The organism is Ferdinandcohnia sp. GQ5 (genome assembly GCF_059759275.1).
On sequence record NZ_JCAXEW010000005.1, the window covers coordinates 20,295 to 37,883 of the forward strand.

The following is a 17,589-nucleotide window of genomic DNA, read 5'->3' on the forward strand; positions in this document are numbered from 1 at the left end:
TTTCTTATATTCTTCCCTACCACGATAGGAACGAAAAGTCAGCTAGTCATTTTCAAGTCTATCAACCGATAAACTTACAGCAGCTTCTTCTGCTTCCTTATATGCTTTTTCCAATATGTCTTCACGATTTAATAGAGCAGTCCCTTGGACCCTAATTATTTGATAATCTTCAATTCCCATTAAATTAAACATTGATTTCAGGTATTTATGAGAATATTCAACCTCGGTATACCAATCGTTATTTGTATAGATTGATCCACTGGCTTGTATAACGAGTACACTTCTGCCATCTTTTAGTAAACCAATTGGTCCATTTTCCGTGTATTTAAAAGTTTCCTGAACAATAAGAATGTTATCCATATAGTCTTTTAGCTTTGAAGGTATGTTAAAGTTGTGCAGGGGTATAACGAGTACATACTTATTTGCACTTTTAAATTGATGTAATATCTTAGTCATACGCTGAGTAATTCTTCTCTCTTCATCTGTAATCCGTTCACCTTCCGCTAACTTTTTCCAAGCACTTAAAACTTTGGGACCAATGAAGGGTACATCTTCATTGTAAAGATTTATTATTTCAATTTTCTCTATTGGGTTTTTTAGCTCTTTATAAAGCTTCAAGAAATGATTATATATCTGAAGACTAAAAGAAGATGTAGAATCACCATTCGGGTGAGCATTAATTACAAGTAATTTATCCATTAATAATTCCTCCTATGACTAGAAATAATATTATTATTATCGAAATAGCTAATCGTATTGTGTATTCAATTGTCATGGAATGCAGATAGATTTAATTGCATAGAACTTAACGTAAATAATAAATAGTGAAGCAAACAAATTAAGAAAAAGAAAAATTAATGTAAAATTTAAACAATAAATTATCATGTCCTGTTCACCCATTGTTCTTTTGAAAACTAACGATGCTATTGTATAATGCAATCTGACATTCAAAAAGGTACAATTATATAAAAATATGCATGTCAGGGGATGTTGTTAATGAAAAATACAATATTTGCTTTTAGAGAGGGGTCTCCTAAATACAAACAAGTTTATGAGCATTTTAAAATTTTTATTGAGAAGGGTGACATAAAAACTAACGATCAATTGCCATCTATTCGTCAACTTGCAGAATCCCTTCAAGTAAGCCGAAATACGACATTAATGGCATATGAGCTACTAGTAGCTGAGGGTTATATCCGTGGTGAAGGAAGAAAGGGGTATTTTGTTAACGAATTGGAGCCAATGTTATTTCAAAATGTTTCAATTCCTACTGATAATAAGGAAACAAAATTGGGAAAACCCGTGCTAATTGATTTTCGAACTGGAGCCGTCGATCAAAACAATTTCCCTCTGAAAACTTGGAGAAGAATTTCTAATCATGTTTTGACATTAACGGTTAGCTATCAATACGGAGAACCATTCGGTGAAGACTGCTTACGTGAACAAATAGCTACTTATTTATTACAATCTCGTGGAGTTAAAACACACCCTGATTCAATAATAATCGGTAGTAGTACACAGCAAATGTTGATTAATCTTGTACACATATTAAAGGATGAACATCCAAGCATAATTGTAGAAGACCCAGGATTTGATGGAGCTAGAAAGGTCTTTCAATTCCATCGGTTAACACTTGAAACAATTCCAGTTTATGAAACAGGTATTGATTTTTCAAAATTAGAAGATATGATGTCAAGGTTAATCTTTGTAACCCCTTCCCATCAAAGTCCATTAGGGGTAAGTATGACAATTCAACAACGCCATATGCTTATCCATTGGGCTAACAAATTGAAAGGCTATATTATCGAAGACGATTATGATAGTGAATTCCGGTATTCGCAAAAACCATTGCCGGCTCTTGCTTCTATAGATTCTACTAGGGTTATATATATAGGGAATTTTTCAAAGTCATTCCTTCCAGGAATTCGCTTAAGTTATATGGTACTTCCACAAAATCTTCTAGATCTTTATAAAAAGCAATATATTAATTTCGATAGTATGACTTCCCTCCATAGCCAACTTACAATGGCAATGTTTATGGAAAAAGGAGAATGGATACGTCATCTAAAAAGGATGCGACTTGTCTATAAGCGGAAAATGCAGTGCTTTGTATTAGAATTAAAGAAGCAATTCAACCAAAATATAACCATTATTGGAGAAGAATCTGGTTTATACTTATTAGTAAAATTGCATTTAAATCGTTCAGAAAAATGGTTAATTCAGCAAGCTTCTTTATTTGGAGTGAAAGTTTATCCCACCTCTATTTATTTTGTTAAAAATCAATCAGATGAACCAATTATTAAGCTGGGATTTAGCCATCTGACTATTGATGAAATACGGTTAGGCGTTAAGCTTCTAAAAAAAGCATGGTCATAAAAAGCCACTATAGTAGAAGGGTTGTTGTTCTATCTGATCCTTTTTAAGCGAACTGCTCCGTTAATTCAATAAACACTGTTTGACAATAATGTATAAATATAAGCAATTATACAATTATTTATTGAATATGGATTCAAGGGGGTTAATAAACATACTGCCAAAACATACATCAATTAATTGCCAGAAACAATTCAAGGTACATTAGTAAGTCCAGTGATTCCGGAACTGGGGATAATAGTTTTATCAGATGGACTTTTTCAATTTTCAAAGGATATAGTCATTCGTATTTACCTGTTACAACTAGTAGCTGACACACAAAACTATGAATTAAATTACGAATTAATAGCATTGTCCTTTAGCAATTACTATGATGCAAAAAAATTCATTGATCGTTTACCGAATATGTCTGGGATTGAAATGTTATTATTATTAAATCCTGAACCATCGCAATTACAATAAAAAGGTGAAATACATCTAAAGATAGTAAACAAATGGCATTTGGACAAAATATCCAAATGCCAATTATCATCAATCTGAGTCTAAATAATTACTTAAAATTGTCTATTGCTACTCTTTCGATCACAAGCCCCTTTTTATAACGCTCCATAAATCGTTCAAACCCTGCTACATCTTTCGGATCCGGAGCTATAGTCCTCTTCCTTTGGCCAGCAAATACCTTTTCGTTTAAATATCCTTCCAATGCCTGATTTTCCCTTTTGTTAATCATATAGGATGCAAGTAAAGCAATACCCCATGCTCCTCCTTCTCCTGCAGTTTCCATAACAGAAACAGGTACATTAAAGGCAGCAGATAAAATAGATTGCCCCACAAGTTCAGTATGAAATATTCCACCATGGCCTAAAATTTCATCCAGCTTTACCTTTTCTTCATTAAACAAAATATCCATACCTAGTTTCAATGCTCCAAACGCAGTATATAAATGAACACGCATAAGGTTAGAAAGGTTAAAATTGCTGTCTGAAGAACGAACAAACAAAGGGCGACCTGCTTCAAAATGAGTTATATGCTCTCCTGAAAGATAGCCATAAGACAATAGACCACCGCAATCCGAATCTCCAAGAAGTGCCTTCTTAAATAACGTTTCATATAACCTATCTTTGTCCACTTCAATACCCATTGCTTTTGAGAACTCTTCAAACAATCCTACCCATGCATTCAAATCTGAAGAACAGTTATTGGAGTGAGCCATCGCAACCAGATCACCTGTTGGAGTGGTAACAAGGTCAATTTCAGGATATACCTTTGACAAATCCTTTTCTAAAACAACCATTGCAAAAGCTGATGTTCCAGCAGAAATATTACCAGTACGTTTCGCAATGCTGTTTGTTGCAACTATACCTGTTCCGGCATCACCTTCTGGCGGACAAAACGGAATGCCACCTTGTAGATTTCCAGTAACATCTAAAAGCTTTGCTCCTTCTTCAGAAAGTTTGCCAGCATTTTCACCAGCCATTAACACCTTAGGGAGAATATCTTCAATCTTCCATGAAAGATTCTTTAACGCAATTAATTCATTAAATCTAGTAGTCATAATTTGATTATAGTTCTTTGTTTTTATGTCAATTGGAAAAATTCCGGATGCATCACCAACTCCTAGGACTCTCTGCCCTGTCAATTTCCAATGAACATAACCTGCTAGAGTCGTCTGGAAGTTGATATTAGTAATATGTTCTTCTTGATTCAAAATAGCTTGATAAAGATGAGCAATCCCCCATCTTTGAGGAATAGGATAGTTAAACAGTTTTGTAAGTTCATTCGAAGCCTGCCCAGTAATATTGTTGCGCCAAGTTCGAAAAGGTACAAGAGGTTCTCCATCCTTATCGAAGGTCATATACCCATGCATCATCCCACTTATCCCGATGGCACCTATTGTTTGTATTGAAACTCCGTATCGCTGATTCAAATTGTTAGCCATCTTTTGATAGCTGTCTTGAATACCCTTCCAAATTTCCTCTATACTATAGGTCCAGATATTGTTAATATATCTATTTTCCCAGTCATGATTTCCAGTTGCAATTGGTAAAGAGTCTTCTCCAATAAGCATCGCTTTAATTCGCGTGGACCCTAGTTCGATACCAAGTACTGTTTTACCATCTAGAATGGCCTTTTTAATATCAAAGCTCATTTAATCTTCCCCCCTTAACCGATTATTCAAACAATTTAATTTAAGTGAATCTATCAAACTACTTCGAAATAAGTATCATTATATTTACTTAACATCTTTCCGTTTTTGAAGAAAAGATTGGTACATTTATAAAATAGCTTGTAGCCCCACTAAAATATCAACTACTTAGATATAATTTTCTCGGGGAATTCTTCTTCAGTCCCACTACATTTCTATATCGTACATTGGATTCACTTCAATTTCATGCGAAAAATCAAACTCCTTTTATTTTCCTTGTCCATAATATGCATTTGCCCCATGTTTTCTTAGAAAATGCTTATCCAACAAGTTCTGGTCCAAAGGTTTACTTTCAGGGTTGATTTGATATGTCCATAACGCCAATTTTGCAACCTCCTCTAAAACCACTGCATTATGAATTGCTTCATAAGCATTTTTACCCCATGTAAAGGGAGCATGACCATAAACAAGTACACCTGGAATTTGTGTAGGATCTAGTTTCGCTTTTTCAAATGTTTCAACAATAACAACACCGGTTTCATGCTCATATTCACCTTTAATCTCTTCTTTTGTCATTGGGCGAGTACATGGTATTTCACCGTAATAATAATCAGCTTGAGTTGTTCCTAATGCTGGTATTCCTTTACCTGCTTGTGCCCAACTTGTTGCTTGCGGTGAATGTGTATGAACTATACCTCCAATTTCAGGGAAGGATTTATATAAATGAACATGCGTGGGTGTATCAGAGGATGGTTTTAAATGACCTTCCACTACGTTACCTTCTAAATCTGCAACAACCAAATCTTCGAGCTTTAGTTCTTCATAATTTATCCCACTAGGTTTAATAACTACTAGATTTTTCTCACGGTCAATACCACTGACATTTCCCCAGGTAAAAGTAACTAAATCATATTTTAGAAGATCCTGATTTGCTTTTAGTACTTCCTGCTTTAGCTCTTCCAACATTTTATATAACTCCCTTCAAATGATTAAATTCTATTTTCTATCCTTCTTACCTACTATCTACCTGGCAATTCTAAAATCCTATTATTTAGAATCAGCTTGAACTACTCTGTTACTACTATTAATTAAAAGCGGCAGTATTCTGCCGCTTTATAATAATCTTCCTAATGAACAAATTAAAAACTCTCTAATGTTTATAAAAATAGCAGTGAAATTTGGGGGATAAATGTAATTATTACAAGCATTGCGATTAAAACTAATAGGAAAGGTACCACTGCTTTTGCTATAACTTCAATAGATAAACCGGAAATACCAGATGCTACAAATAAGTTAACCCCTACTGGAGGTGTAATGAATCCTATGGCAAGACCTACAATTAATACAACACCAAAGTGAATCGGGTCATAGTTTAAACTCAGTACAATTGGCATTAAAATTGGGGTTAGAATAATAATCGCAGCTGATGTATCCATAAAAGCACCTACAATTAGTAAAAGAACTAAAATCAGTAACATTAAAATAATCGGGTTATTTGAAATTGATAACAGACCATTAGCAATTTCATTCGGTATCCGTTCAACCGTTAAAAGTCTTCCAAAAGCTGTTGCAGCTCCTACTATAATAAGAATAGTAGCAGTTGTTAACGAAGTATTAATTAATATTCTTGGAAGGTCCTTTAGTTTTAACTCACGATACAACACAAAACCCGCAAACAAGCCGTATACAACCGCAATCGCACCTGATTCTGTCGGTGTAAAAATCCCACTATATATACCACCGAGTATAATGATAGGTACAATTAAGGCCCATTTAGCTTCCCATATTGCTTTAACAATTCGAACGAAAGACGTTTTTTCACCTGTACCGATATATCCCTTTTTCTTTGAGTGATAATAGGAGTAAATCATTAATGCTATACCTATTAGGATACCAGGTACAATACCAGCAATAAACAGATCGCCTACCGATGCGCCTGCCGTTACTCCAAAAAGAACCATCGGAATACTTGGAGGTATAATTACCCCAAGTGAACCAGCAGATGCTACAATTGCTGTTGAAAATTTCCTGTCATACCCTTGATTAACCATTGCAGGAATCATGATACCCCCAACTGCCGCAACAGTTGCTGGACCAGAACCAGATATAGCAGCAAAAAACATGCAGGTAATAATCGTCGCTATTGCAAATCCACCAGTTATATTCCCAACTATCGATTTTGCAACATTAAACAAACGATCTGAAATTCCTCCCTTACCCATAATTTCACCGGCTAGAATAAAGAACGGGACGGCCATGAGCGAGAAGGAGTCAACCGAAGTAATTAATCCTTGAGCTAAAAATTCTACTGGCATAACGCCAGAATATATTAAAGCAACTAAAGTACTTAAACCTACCGCAATTCCAATGGGAACACTCAATAGAAGGAATAAGGCGAAACTACCAAATAATATTAATGTTGTCATCACTTATCCTCCTTTGAGCCTTTTGTTTCTTCAAAAATAAGGTCTAATTCTGTCTTCACTTGGTATTTCTCTTTCCCTAATAAACTGCGAATTTGTTTAATAAGCTGTTGAATAATACGTATCGAGGTCAATCCCATACCAACTGGAGTAGCAAGATAAACCAACCACATTGGAATTTTCATACCAGGAGAGGTTTGTCCATAGTTAAATGAATTGAGCATTAATCGACTTCCATAATAAATAATGCAAACTGCAAATCCAAGGAACAATAAATTAGCAATGATAGTTAATATAATCTTCCCTCTATCTTTTAGGATTGTAATAACGGCATCTACCTTTATATGACTTTGCTTTTTCACCCCATAACTTACACCCACATAAACGAGCCAGATAAAACAATAACGTGCAAGTTCCTCTGACCACGATAAAGAGCTCGATAGGGCATATCGCATAAAAACTTGTAATGTAATAACTGTTACTAATATAACGGAGAAGATAATCAGAAGAAACTCTTCAAAATGTTCATCTAATTTCCGTATAATCCCCATATTCACCCCTCCATACTTTTCTATAAATATACTATATTTACTTAATAAAGGTTTGTAACATCACTAAATATTGGTTTATTTATGAAAACGCATTCACTTATTGTAGTAATTAAAAACTGATTATATAAACTATGAATCTTTTAAGTAATACTGTTCCATTAGGGATATTCACCGTCTCATCCCTTTTGGAACAGTAAAAATTAGATTTCCCCTTTAAAATTTCATGAGTGTAATCAATGCAAGGTATTAAAATTAATTGTTTACTTTATTTTCTTCTAATAACAGCATCTTTCTAATGACTTCATCAAGCGATTCCTTCTCGAATACTCTTTTCCAATCTTCTTTAAAGATTTTCTCATAACCATATTCAATAGCAATTTTTGCAGCATCGGAGAATGGATTAATATCATTAAATACAATTGCTAGAGGAATTTGGATATGTCCTAACATAAATGAACGTGCAGCTTCGGCAGGAACTCCCATTTTAACTGCTTGATCATAAGCCTCTTTCATTATTACAGCTGCTGAAGCTGCAACTACTTCAGCCGCAGCTGGTTCTAATATTGCCATTTGTTCAACAGTAATGCGGTAACATTTTATTACAGGGGCAAACATTTTAATAGAAACCTCTTCAGCAATCGAAAAGTTATCTTCTGATCCAGCGTATAATGCAATAACAATATCCTGCTTTGCTGCAATTCCTCCAAACATATCTTTACGAGCTTCAGGTGTGTCCTGCTCACTAAATAATGCTGGATGGCAAGGATGCGTAACAACGAACGTACAATCATCTCTTGTTAATACTTGCTCTGCATAAGCAGCTGCGGGGTCAAGGAGAACAAGTGTAGAGTTGGTCTTCATTAAAGGAACAACATTAGCTGAGACTTTTCCAATTAACACATCCGGAACTGCCAAAATAATTATATCCGCTTGAGGAATGGCTTCATCACTTGGAGTTGTTGATAAACCTCTTTCTTTTAAACGAGCAATACCGGCTTCTCCATTTTCACATAAAAATAATTGATAATCTTCTTTAACTAGGTTGTCTGTAATACGACATCCCATTTTCCCGCCTGCTCCGACTACAGCAACTTTCAGTTCATTATTTTTCATAAAATATTCTCCTTCAAATAAGCAATACTTAAATTAGCCCACTGTTTTTCCATAGTAATAGTTTTTTCGAGTGTTTCTTCAAACGGTGTCCATAATTCAAGAATTACATTAGGACTTTTGTTGTATTCGTTCAATTCTTTCTTTAGTAAGTCAATATCTAATTGTCCCTCACCTGCTGGACATCCTACAATTGAAAATCCCATTTGGGATTTAACCCGCTCAACTTTAAAATCTTTATAATGGAGATTTACGATATAAGGCACCAAGGTTTTTATCACGGTCTCTGGTGGCTCTAAAGCACCAAATGAGTTAACTGTGTCTAAGCAAACACCTAAATAGGGACTATCCACCGATTCTAGTATTTTTACAAGCTCGTTAACTGTATGGCGATCATGATTTTCAATACCAAGGGTTATCTGTTCAGCCTCATAATAGGGCATAACCTCTACTAATAAATTGATAGTTTCTTCCATTGTTGGTACCCCATTAGATGTGTGAATAATAGTTCTAACGAAGTTTGACTCTAATTTCTTTGCTATTGTTAAATAGGTCAGTAGCTGCTCTTTTTCAATTCCTCTTAATCCTACTTCAAGAACAATACCTGATTTATTAGCTTTTGCCTTCAAAGAACTTAGTTCGCCCTCTGATAATGTATGAAGTGGTAAATTGTCTGCAATTTGTAGAACTCCTACTTCATGCTCAATTGCCTTTTCTAGCAAATCCATTACAGAATATGACTGTCTCTTCATCTCAAAGCCAGGAACCCCAACTCTCCAGGTATATGTGTATGAACTAATCCCGATACGATTAACCACTGTTAAATCCCTCTTCACTATTTAAACTATTAAAAATCTTACCTACTAATTACACGGGCTATGTTTTTAAGGTTAAGATTACTAGATACCCATGTACTAGCAGGCATTTTCTTATCTGCATTTTATTTAAAAAAGCAGTTTTTTAGAGCAAAACCTTTCCAAGGGTACTTCTATTGATTCTATATATCTTTTATTAACTTATTTTTCAATATCACTTATTTGTTGAATTAACTCTTTACCAAATTTTGATTCAAACTTTTCATATACCGATTGAGATGCTTCCTTGAAAGCTTCCCTATCAACCTCATAAACTTCCATTCCTTCTTCTTTCAATAAATCTATTTGCTCTTCAGATGCTTTAGTCATTAATTCTCTTTGGAGTTTTGTAACTTCTTTACTAGCATCCATAATAATTTCCTGCTGTTCATCACTTAATTTATCAAATGTTTGCTGACTCATTAAGAATACATAAGGAGTATAAAAATGATTTGTTAATGCAGTATACTTCTGTACTTCCCATAGTGCATTCGTATAAATAATTGGTATAGGGTTTTCTTGTGCATCAATAACCCCTTGTTGTAATCCAGTATATACTTCACCCCATGCCATTGGAGTGGGATTTGCGCCCATTGCTTCAAATGATGCTAAGTGAACCTCATTTTCCATTGTTCTAATCTTTAAACCTTTCAAGTCTTCAGGTGATTCAATCTTTTTATTTGCAGTTATATTTCTCCATCCGTTTTCCATAAATGATAAACCTACCATACCTTGACCAGAAAACTTATCTAAAAGACTACGACCAATTTCTCCATCAAGAACTTCATAGGCATGTTCTTTTGAAGAGAATAAAAATGGTAAGTCAACAACACCCACCTCTGGGAGGAATCCACTTACTGCGCCGGTAGCTACAATTGCAGCATCTACTGTTCCAATTTGAAGACCTTCAACCATTGCTCTTTCCTCACCTAGTTGGGTATTTCCGTATACTTCTACTTCTACAGTTCCATTTGTCTTTTCCTCTACAATTTCAGCAAACTTTTGAGAAGCTTCTTCTAATGGATGCGTTAATTGTGCTCCATGGCCTAATTTTATTGTTATTTTTTCACCTGAAGCATCCCCACTTCCGCTATTGTTAGATGATGATTCGGTATTGGAACCACCCCCACAAGCAGCTAGCAACAATAAAATAGAAATACTAATAAGAACAAATGATTTTTTTACAAACCTGTTCATCAAGTTCTACACCCTTCCCTTTATTATTTAAGTTAGTGACCTTGTTGAATCTTTTACTGAAAATTCCATTGTTACAGTTGTCTGTGCTACATTTTTTGAAATCACCCCCTTGATTTTATTGGTTACTTCTTGATGTAATTTACTTACTGCTGCACGAGCCATGTCCCCTGTTGGATGTATATTAGCTGTTATTCTTGGTTCTATATACATATCAAGTATTGAATCCTCAAATCCATCAAAAGAAGCAATAGAAAGTTCCTCAGGTATTGATATTTCCATGTCTCTTGCTGCTTTCAATACCCCTAGGGCTGTCATGTGGTTAGCTGCATATATTGCCGTTGGTCGTTCTGGTAATTGCAGTAATTTCATCGCGCATTTGTAACCATCTAAAGCTGTAAAATCACCTTCTTGAATATAATCTTGGGGAATTTTAACCTGATAATTATCAAATGCCTGTTTAGCCCCTTCCCAACGCAATCTGCCTGTTGATATATCATTAGGTCCATTAATCACCCCAATTTTTCGGTGGTTCAACTTTAGAAGATATTCCATGACATTCCTACTTCCACCGACATTATCAACCACTACACTATTAATATTCGATTTCTCATCTGTTCTCCCGACAAAAACTATCGGGATATCTTTCGAAGCTTCTTTAAAACTTTTAAAACTTTTTCCTACAGGAGTTGCAATGATCCCATCTACTCTTCGTTCCATAAGTACCTTCAAGTAATCTTTCTCAATCTCTGTATCTTCCTTTGTATGGCAAAGAAGAACATTGTATCCTAAACTCCTAGCCTCCTCCTCAACGCAGACAGCTAACCCTGTAAAAAAAGGACTATTAATGTGTGGAATTAAAAGGCCAATAAATTTACTTTGCTTCGTTACCATACTTCTAGCAATCGAATTTGGTTTATAATTAAAAGCATTTACTACTTCTAGGATTTTTTTTCTTGCGTCTTCACTAACATATCCCGTTTCATTTATTACTCTCGAAACGGTTGAAACAGAGTAACCAGAATGTTTTGCTATATCTTTAATTGAAGTCATTTCTATCTACCTTCCTTTTCAAAAACGATCTCACATAACACGTGAACAATTTTATTGAAAACACAATAATATTTTTATTATAGTGGTAACGTTACCATAAAGAATGCGAGCAATTCCTTAGATATATAAGGAATACTTCTATACATGTGGTAACGCTACCACACGTACCAATAAAAAAAAATAGCTTTTTATCGCTTTCCCTTTCTAACCCTTTTGGAGTGACTATCTTCTAAAAGCTTATATACCCGTTGTTTTTCCTATACATTGTTCATAACATCTATATTGTCTATACGTGAGTTCTACTAATTTACCATTTACTAAATTCATACTCCAAATAGAATATTAATCTTTTGTGGTAACGTTACCACAAAATACAAATAAAAAAAGTTGATTATTAATTGGTTTCTCAAAAAAACATGGTAACGTTCTCACAATAAATGATATAAATTTATTTAATTAATGTCAATATTTTTTTTGAATTTTTTATATTTTCTATATAACTTTCCTTATAAAACTATTTTATTTTAGCTTTAGATATAATGAACTAAACGACTACCTAACCATTTGAAATAATTGCTTTTATTTAAGAAATACCCCTAGTTCATTAGGGGTACTTTTCATTTTTAGTTTTTTCTATCCATAAGAAAATACGGTAAATTTTATCCATTATATATTACAAACATTAACTATATCCTTAAACCTAACCCTATGTATTTCTTCAAAATGATCTATAATTCTTAACTCAGATGTTAAAGGCTCCACAAAGTGCACTTTTCCGATTAATAATTGAAAACCACCATTATAGTACAGAGTGAATACCAGCTCTTCGTTGTACTCCATAGCACTACATATTGTTTGGTTTATCTCTTCTAATTGATTTTCATCTAATATAGGTTTTTCAACTTTCTTATTATCCCAATCAATTCTTCTATAAGAGTCAACCATTTCTGGCATCGCAAATGCCATGCCCCTTTTTATTTTTTCACGATCTATTAACACGTTGGTCACTCCTTTAAATGCACTATACAGGAATGTATGTTCGATTAATAGGGCGTTAAAAAAAGCAATCAAGACTGTTCTTGTTAAACTAAATCACCCGTTACTTCAAGTACATTCTTTGACAAAGTAGTATAAATAACTTCTTTTGTATGTGCAGTATCGTTGTACTGTGTATCAATAGATACTGTTATAAAGGACAGATTTTCTTCAATATAAGCCCCGTCCTTTCTTTTTACGCACGTAATGAAACTAACTGATCAAGTTCTTTAGTCAGACCTTTTCATCATTTTCCAATTTAAACAACTCAATAATTGTCTCAATATCCTTTATTATTAAATAGAGGGTAGAAAACATTACCTGTTCAACTTCAAAAGAAATTTTATTTAAATGTGATAACCAATTTATATCTGTAATTTTTCCCTCTTCATTGGTCTTCACAAATGTATTTATCAAGATTTCATTTTTCTTTGGTAACTGTACTACGTACCTCATCACTAAATTTAAGAAAAATATAATATTTAAAAGCCATTGACACCACTTTTAAATTTTTCAAACACATACAGACTCTCAAAATACTTATCCAATTTCATATATTTTTTTTGAAATTCCAAGTCTCTTAGCATTTCATCTACAAGATTAGTTTATGAAAAATTTGGCTTGTTTAAAAATATTAACGTAACCTTCCTCCCTGGTTGCGTAATATGAATTTTTTTCATTTGCATCCTTGTATGCATTAGCTGTAAAGCGACAAAAAAGTTGGAAACTAAATTGCTTAAACTACTTGGCCGCACTGTTAGATGATAAATAATCTACTTTAAAGTCTTTTTGTTAAATAACGAATATATGTATTATTGTTGTTTTCTACAAATCTTCAACTTGAATCATTTACTACATAATGAGGTGCTTCCCTTGCGACAGCATCCCAAAAGTCAGTCCACTGTTTATACGCATGTATTTACCATAGAATGAAACAGCCCTTCAGATAAAAGTTTTAATAAACTTGTAACTCTACCCAAAATTGCGATAAATCAAAAAAATGTTTGAAAATTTAAATGTTTGTGGCTGTAGTATTAATCTGCTAATCAATTACATATCTTACAACTTTTCTTCTATCAGGCTTCGACAAAGTTCAGGGAGCTACTGTGACCATATCTTGTGATCAAATGTTATGCAAGAAAAAAGTTAGAACTTTGTACTCCCACAAAGTTCTAACTTGAATTTTCTACTAGAAAGGCAGCCACAAGTAATTTATATCTTTTAGACTGCCCTATTTGAATAGTCATCTTTAAACTATTATTTTTTTGCTAGCCAATTTGCAATGTTATTCCAAAGCTTAGCATATCCTTCCCAATTTAAAAATTCTTTCGGTGCCCAATGTGGTGAACAATCGGATGCAAATGCTGCTGTTCTACCTTTTCCATATTTTAAAACTGATAGAAATGGGTCGCTTCCTGCTTGAACTAGAACCGTTGCATCATCTTTAGCTATAAGGCGATTATATCCTAAAAACCCCGGCCATTGTTCAGGTAAATCATTCAAAATAATGTGTTCAGGTATTAAAGCCTCTGGTTTAACACCTTCTGGGATTTCAACCCGATCATCATATGGAAGCATCTGAACTGGTAAGCACTTTTCTATTGGAGTATTATGATATCTACCCTTTCCATCAATTCCCTGGAAAGTTAAATACCCTCCTATCATTAATAAACTTCCACCCTGTTCAACATAGTCGTGTAATAGTTGTAAACGATTAGTTACGATTTTAGATTGCACAAAAGTTTCATTTGATAGTAAGAATGAATTTGCACCAATATCACTGATAATAATTACATCAAAATTTTGTAGACTTTCCATTGAACTTGGAAATTCTTCAGCAACTAGATGTCCAGGAATATATTCAAAATCATGCCCTTGATCTATAAACGATTGACGTAGCCATTTAGCACCTTCTTCATATTCAGAAGTTGTAAATGAATCAAAGCCTTTCACATGGATAGTATGTTTCATCCATGATTCACCTGCTAATAAAATTTTCAAACTCATTTTACTCCACCTTTACATAATTATTTTATCCAATAATTCCATCAGGATAATATTCAAATAGTTCAAAATCATGGTTTGGAACTATAATATCAGCATTACCTTTAACAAACTGGAAGCTATTCATCCACTCCTGCATATTCCACACTGGCCCCATCGGCCATGCATGCCTAATGTTGGTATAGTTATATAGGAAATCTGATGCTAAACACACTTTACCTGCCTGAGTGTTTGCCATTACTACCATTTGTCCTGGAGCATGACCGCCAGCTTTTACAAGCTCAATATTTTTACTTAATTTATAATTACCTTCAATCATTTCTAATCTATCACTGATTGATGTAATCTTATGTTGCCATTCACGGTAATAAAATGTTGCAAAAGCAGGAGGGTTTATAAGAAAAGGAACTTCATCCTTTTGCACTATAAATCTAGCATTCTTAAACAATTCATTGTTACCAATATGGTCAAAATGTAAATGAGTAAGAACTACGACATCAATATCCTCTGGCTTTAACCCCTTTGTAGCTAGCGCATTAACAATTTCCTGTTCTTTTGTTTTTGTTGCAATGTAATCAATCCCATATTTATTTTGAAGATCCATAATTTCAAAACAATCCCCTAAACCAGTATCAATAAGTATATTTTGGTCTTCTCCTTCAATAAACCAAACTGGGACAGGAACCATTAAACCAGGCTCAAATGTTCCATCCTCCTTATACTTACGTTCTTTATGGCCATATGGTAATAATTCTTCTTTTGTAACCATTGGATGATTTTCTGGTGCACCGAACACACTTGTAGAATAACTACTTTCTAAAGCTCCTGTTAAAATATTATGAAGTCTAACACTCATTTTAGTTCACTCCTCTTTTTGTATCATTTTTCATCTGCGCCATACTTCGCTATATATTTTTTATGGAACTCTTCGCCCTTAAAAGCTGAGTAAGGAACTTCTTCTGGAATTAATTTATCAATCTTTACAAAATACTTGTTGTCGTTATCCCAAGTTTTCTTCCAGAAAGCAAATCCATTTTCATTTAGAATGTACTCGTCTACTAGAGATGCATTCCCTGTAAAGTCCTCAATTTGAGTAAAGAAAGTTTTAAACTGATCAACAGTCATATCTGCACCCGTTTCAGAGTTTAATTTATCAGTTATTAATTTACCAACCTCGTCTGTATTTTCTTCTGTGTAACGGATAATTTTAAACATAACATGCTGTAACTTTAATAAAGCTTCCTCGTTTTCTTCTAAATACATATTTGTGGTAACCCAACCATTTATAGGAACAGGAGCTAAATCAGGGCCAACCAACATAGTTAGGTATCCTTCACTCTCTAAACGAGTACGTTGGGGAATTCCTCCAAGATATAAATCTCCAGATCCAGCAATAAAAGCAGCTAACCCTTGGTCTGGATCCATGTCGATGATTTCAAAGTCATCTCGACTAAGTCCATTATTCTCTGTTACTTCTATAACACTTTTCCCCATGTCACTTCCCATGGTAGTTATAATAGTTTTTCCTTTTAGTTGTTGCACAGTAGCTTTTACAGCATCCTCATGGGACTTTCCTTCTTCTTCAAAGTCTTTTACAGTTTTTAAACCGATTTCAGGTCGTCCCATTAAAGCTTGGCCTTCAGTAAAGATGTTCCAAGGATAAAGAAAAATGGCATTTTCCATTTTATTGTGTACTGACACCACTCCGGTTGTATTGTATACGGCTACATCAATAGATTCTGAGGCTAATGAAGGCATAACTGAATTCCAAGCAAGTGTCTCGAATGATACATCAAGACCTTCTTCTTCAAACCAACCTTTTTCCTTACCTATTATAGGTAGTAAAGTGTCTTGAAATGGAGAAACTCCTATCGTAATCTTTGTTAACTTTTCCCCATCTTCATTTGTACTTTCTTTAGCTGTTTCTGAACTACATGCACTAATTACTAAACTGACTGCAAGTAACAACGTTAATAACATAGACTTAGTTTTCATCTTATTCCCCCTAATTTAATATAATTTATATTCAAATCTAACCTAGAAGTTAGAAAATGAATCAATTAGTATTTTCTGTCCAACGCGTTGCTCTATCACTAACAGCTTTTAGAATTCGTTCTAATAAAAATGCCTCTAAACCAATAATAATGGTTCCTAAAATAACAACTTCCGTATTAAGTGTTCTACTAGCTTGCATAATTAGATATCCAACACCATACTTTGCCCCCATGAATTCAACAGCTACGGTTACAGCAAACGCTAATGCAATTCCAATCCTCGCTCCAGACATGATTTCAGGAATGATTGCTGGTAAAACTACATTACGGTATGTTTTACTTGGGGTTGCCCCAAGGGTTTCAGATGCTTGCAAATAAACTTTTGGTACATTACCTGATGCGACAAGTGTATTCACTACCATTACCATAAAACAGGCTAATGCACTTAAAAAGATCTTTCCCGAATCTCCTATTCCAAACCAAACTAAAACTAGTGGTATCAATGCAACAGGAGGTATTGGACGTAACGCTTCTATCAGTGGGTTTATAATATGGAAAAGCCATTTACTTCTTGACAAAATCAGACCAGTTACTACACCGATAATTGATCCAATTAACCAACTTACGATAACACGAATCAATGTTGCCCCCGAGTGATAAATTACTTCTGAATTCATCATGACGATTGTTTTCCAAACTCCTTCTGGACTCGGGAAAAATAATGGCTTCACTAAACCAGTTCCACTAGTTAATACCCACCACAAGACAAAGGCAATTACTAATGTGACAACGCTTACAGATAACCATTTTAAATTCTCGAAAATGTGCTTCATACATGCTCAACCCCTTTAA

Annotated in this window: 16 protein-coding genes; 2 read left to right on the forward strand and 14 right to left on the reverse strand. The window is 34.2% G+C overall.

Annotation, left to right across the window (positions count from 1 at the left end; translation table 11 throughout):
* Positions 1-42: 42 nt before the first annotated feature.
* A complete protein-coding gene (locus tag AC6CHV_RS07595; RefSeq protein ID WP_498078544.1) occupies positions 43-699 on the reverse strand; it encodes an NAD(P)H-dependent oxidoreductase in 657 nt (218 codons plus the stop codon).
* A 297-nt stretch (positions 700-996) separates the two neighbouring features.
* Here AC6CHV_RS07595 and pdxR point away from each other — a divergent pair, with 297 nt between their 5' ends.
* Positions 997-2,376, forward strand: a complete 1,380-nt coding sequence (gene pdxR / locus AC6CHV_RS07600) for a MocR-like pyridoxine biosynthesis transcription factor PdxR (protein ID WP_498078545.1) — start codon at positions 997-999, stop codon at positions 2,374-2,376.
* Positions 2,377-2,553: 177 nt separating this feature from the next.
* Positions 2,554-2,835, forward strand: a complete 282-nt coding sequence (locus AC6CHV_RS07605; protein WP_498078546.1) for a hypothetical protein — start codon at positions 2,554-2,556, stop codon at positions 2,833-2,835.
* 88 nt (positions 2,836-2,923) lie between these two features.
* Here AC6CHV_RS07605 and AC6CHV_RS07610 read toward each other — a convergent pair whose 3' ends face one another.
* The 13 genes from AC6CHV_RS07610 to AC6CHV_RS07670 form a co-directional block, all read right to left on the reverse strand.
* A complete protein-coding gene (locus tag AC6CHV_RS07610; RefSeq protein ID WP_498078547.1) occupies positions 2,924-4,522 on the reverse strand; it encodes an FGGY-family carbohydrate kinase in 1,599 nt (532 codons plus the stop codon).
* A gap of 264 nt (positions 4,523-4,786) precedes the next feature.
* Complete coding sequence (araD, locus tag AC6CHV_RS07615; protein WP_498078548.1) at positions 4,787-5,485, reverse strand: L-ribulose-5-phosphate 4-epimerase; 699 nt, start codon at positions 5,483-5,485, stop codon at positions 4,787-4,789.
* Between the two features lie 191 nt (positions 5,486-5,676).
* Positions 5,677-6,945, reverse strand: a complete 1,269-nt coding sequence (locus AC6CHV_RS07620) for a TRAP transporter large permease subunit (RefSeq protein ID WP_498078549.1) — start codon at positions 6,943-6,945, stop codon at positions 5,677-5,679.
* The gene (locus AC6CHV_RS07625) at positions 6,945-7,493 is read right to left on the reverse strand and encodes a TRAP transporter small permease subunit (protein ID WP_498078550.1); all 549 of its coding nucleotides are present in this window, start codon (positions 7,491-7,493) and stop codon (positions 6,945-6,947) included. The genes AC6CHV_RS07620 and AC6CHV_RS07625 overlap by 1 nt, the downstream gene beginning before the upstream one ends.
* Positions 7,494-7,745: 252 nt before the next feature.
* Positions 7,746-8,606 carry a phosphogluconate dehydrogenase C-terminal domain-containing protein gene (locus tag AC6CHV_RS07630; protein WP_498078551.1) on the reverse strand — a complete coding sequence of 287 codons (861 nt, stop codon included), beginning with the start codon at positions 8,604-8,606 and terminating at the stop codon, positions 7,746-7,748.
* Complete coding sequence (locus AC6CHV_RS07635; protein WP_498078552.1) at positions 8,603-9,421, reverse strand: TIM barrel protein; 819 nt, start codon at positions 9,419-9,421, stop codon at positions 8,603-8,605. Before AC6CHV_RS07635 ends, AC6CHV_RS07630 begins: the two co-directional genes overlap by 4 nt.
* 198 nt (positions 9,422-9,619) lie before the next feature.
* On the reverse strand, positions 9,620-10,654 hold the full coding sequence (locus tag AC6CHV_RS07640; protein WP_498078553.1) for a DctP family TRAP transporter solute-binding subunit: 1,035 nt from the start codon (positions 10,652-10,654) through the stop codon (positions 9,620-9,622).
* A 27-nt stretch (positions 10,655-10,681) separates the two neighbouring features.
* Positions 10,682-11,704: a substrate-binding domain-containing protein gene (locus AC6CHV_RS07645; protein ID WP_498078554.1), complete on the reverse strand. Its 1,023-nt coding sequence runs from the start codon at positions 11,702-11,704 to the stop codon at positions 10,682-10,684.
* Positions 11,705-12,370: 666 nt separating this feature from the next.
* The gene (locus AC6CHV_RS07650; protein ID WP_498078555.1) at positions 12,371-12,703 is read right to left on the reverse strand and encodes a YolD-like family protein; all 333 of its coding nucleotides are present in this window, start codon (positions 12,701-12,703) and stop codon (positions 12,371-12,373) included.
* A gap of 1,293 nt (positions 12,704-13,996) precedes the next feature.
* A complete protein-coding gene (locus tag AC6CHV_RS07655; protein ID WP_498078556.1) occupies positions 13,997-14,746 on the reverse strand; it encodes a glutamine amidotransferase in 750 nt (249 codons plus the stop codon).
* Between the two features lie 25 nt (positions 14,747-14,771).
* A complete protein-coding gene (locus tag AC6CHV_RS07660; protein WP_498078557.1) occupies positions 14,772-15,599 on the reverse strand; it encodes an MBL fold metallo-hydrolase in 828 nt (275 codons plus the stop codon).
* Positions 15,600-15,622: 23 nt separating this feature from the next.
* On the reverse strand, positions 15,623-16,738 hold the full coding sequence (locus tag AC6CHV_RS07665; protein ID WP_498078558.1) for an ABC transporter substrate-binding protein: 1,116 nt from the start codon (positions 16,736-16,738) through the stop codon (positions 15,623-15,625).
* A gap of 61 nt (positions 16,739-16,799) precedes the next feature.
* Positions 16,800-17,570: an ABC transporter permease subunit gene (locus AC6CHV_RS07670; protein WP_498078559.1), complete on the reverse strand. Its 771-nt coding sequence runs from the start codon at positions 17,568-17,570 to the stop codon at positions 16,800-16,802.
* Between the last annotated feature and the right edge of the window lie 19 nt (positions 17,571-17,589).

What these genes read in the sequence shown, in the direction of transcription:
- AC6CHV_RS07595 (WP_498078544.1), bottom strand. Translation starts at nt 699, where the DNA reads ATGGATAAATTACTTGTAATTAATGCTCACCCGAATGGTGATTCTACA.
- pdxR (WP_498078545.1), top strand. Translation starts at nt 997, where the DNA reads ATGAAAAATACAATATTTGCTTTTAGAGAGGGGTCTCCTAAATACAAA.
- AC6CHV_RS07610 (WP_498078547.1), bottom strand. Translation starts at nt 4,522, where the DNA reads ATGAGCTTTGATATTAAAAAGGCCATTCTAGATGGTAAAACAGTACTT.
- araD (WP_498078548.1), bottom strand. Translation starts at nt 5,485, where the DNA reads ATGTTGGAAGAGCTAAAGCAGGAAGTACTAAAAGCAAATCAGGATCTT.
- AC6CHV_RS07620 (WP_498078549.1), bottom strand. Translation starts at nt 6,945, where the DNA reads ATGACAACATTAATATTATTTGGTAGTTTCGCCTTATTCCTTCTATTG.
- AC6CHV_RS07625 (WP_498078550.1), bottom strand. Translation starts at nt 7,493, where the DNA reads ATGGGGATTATACGGAAATTAGATGAACATTTTGAAGAGTTTCTTCTG.
- AC6CHV_RS07630 (WP_498078551.1), bottom strand. Translation starts at nt 8,606, where the DNA reads ATGAAAAATAATGAACTGAAAGTTGCTGTAGTCGGAGCAGGCGGGAAA.
- AC6CHV_RS07640 (WP_498078553.1), bottom strand. Translation starts at nt 10,654, where the DNA reads ATGAACAGGTTTGTAAAAAAATCATTTGTTCTTATTAGTATTTCTATT.
- AC6CHV_RS07645 (WP_498078554.1), bottom strand. Translation starts at nt 11,704, where the DNA reads ATGACTTCAATTAAAGATATAGCAAAACATTCTGGTTACTCTGTTTCA.
- AC6CHV_RS07655 (WP_498078556.1), bottom strand. Translation starts at nt 14,746, where the DNA reads ATGAGTTTGAAAATTTTATTAGCAGGTGAATCATGGATGAAACATACT.
- AC6CHV_RS07660 (WP_498078557.1), bottom strand. Translation starts at nt 15,599, where the DNA reads ATGAGTGTTAGACTTCATAATATTTTAACAGGAGCTTTAGAAAGTAGT.
- AC6CHV_RS07665 (WP_498078558.1), bottom strand. Translation starts at nt 16,738, where the DNA reads ATGAAAACTAAGTCTATGTTATTAACGTTGTTACTTGCAGTCAGTTTA.
- AC6CHV_RS07670 (WP_498078559.1), bottom strand. Translation starts at nt 17,570, where the DNA reads ATGAAGCACATTTTCGAGAATTTAAAATGGTTATCTGTAAGCGTTGTC.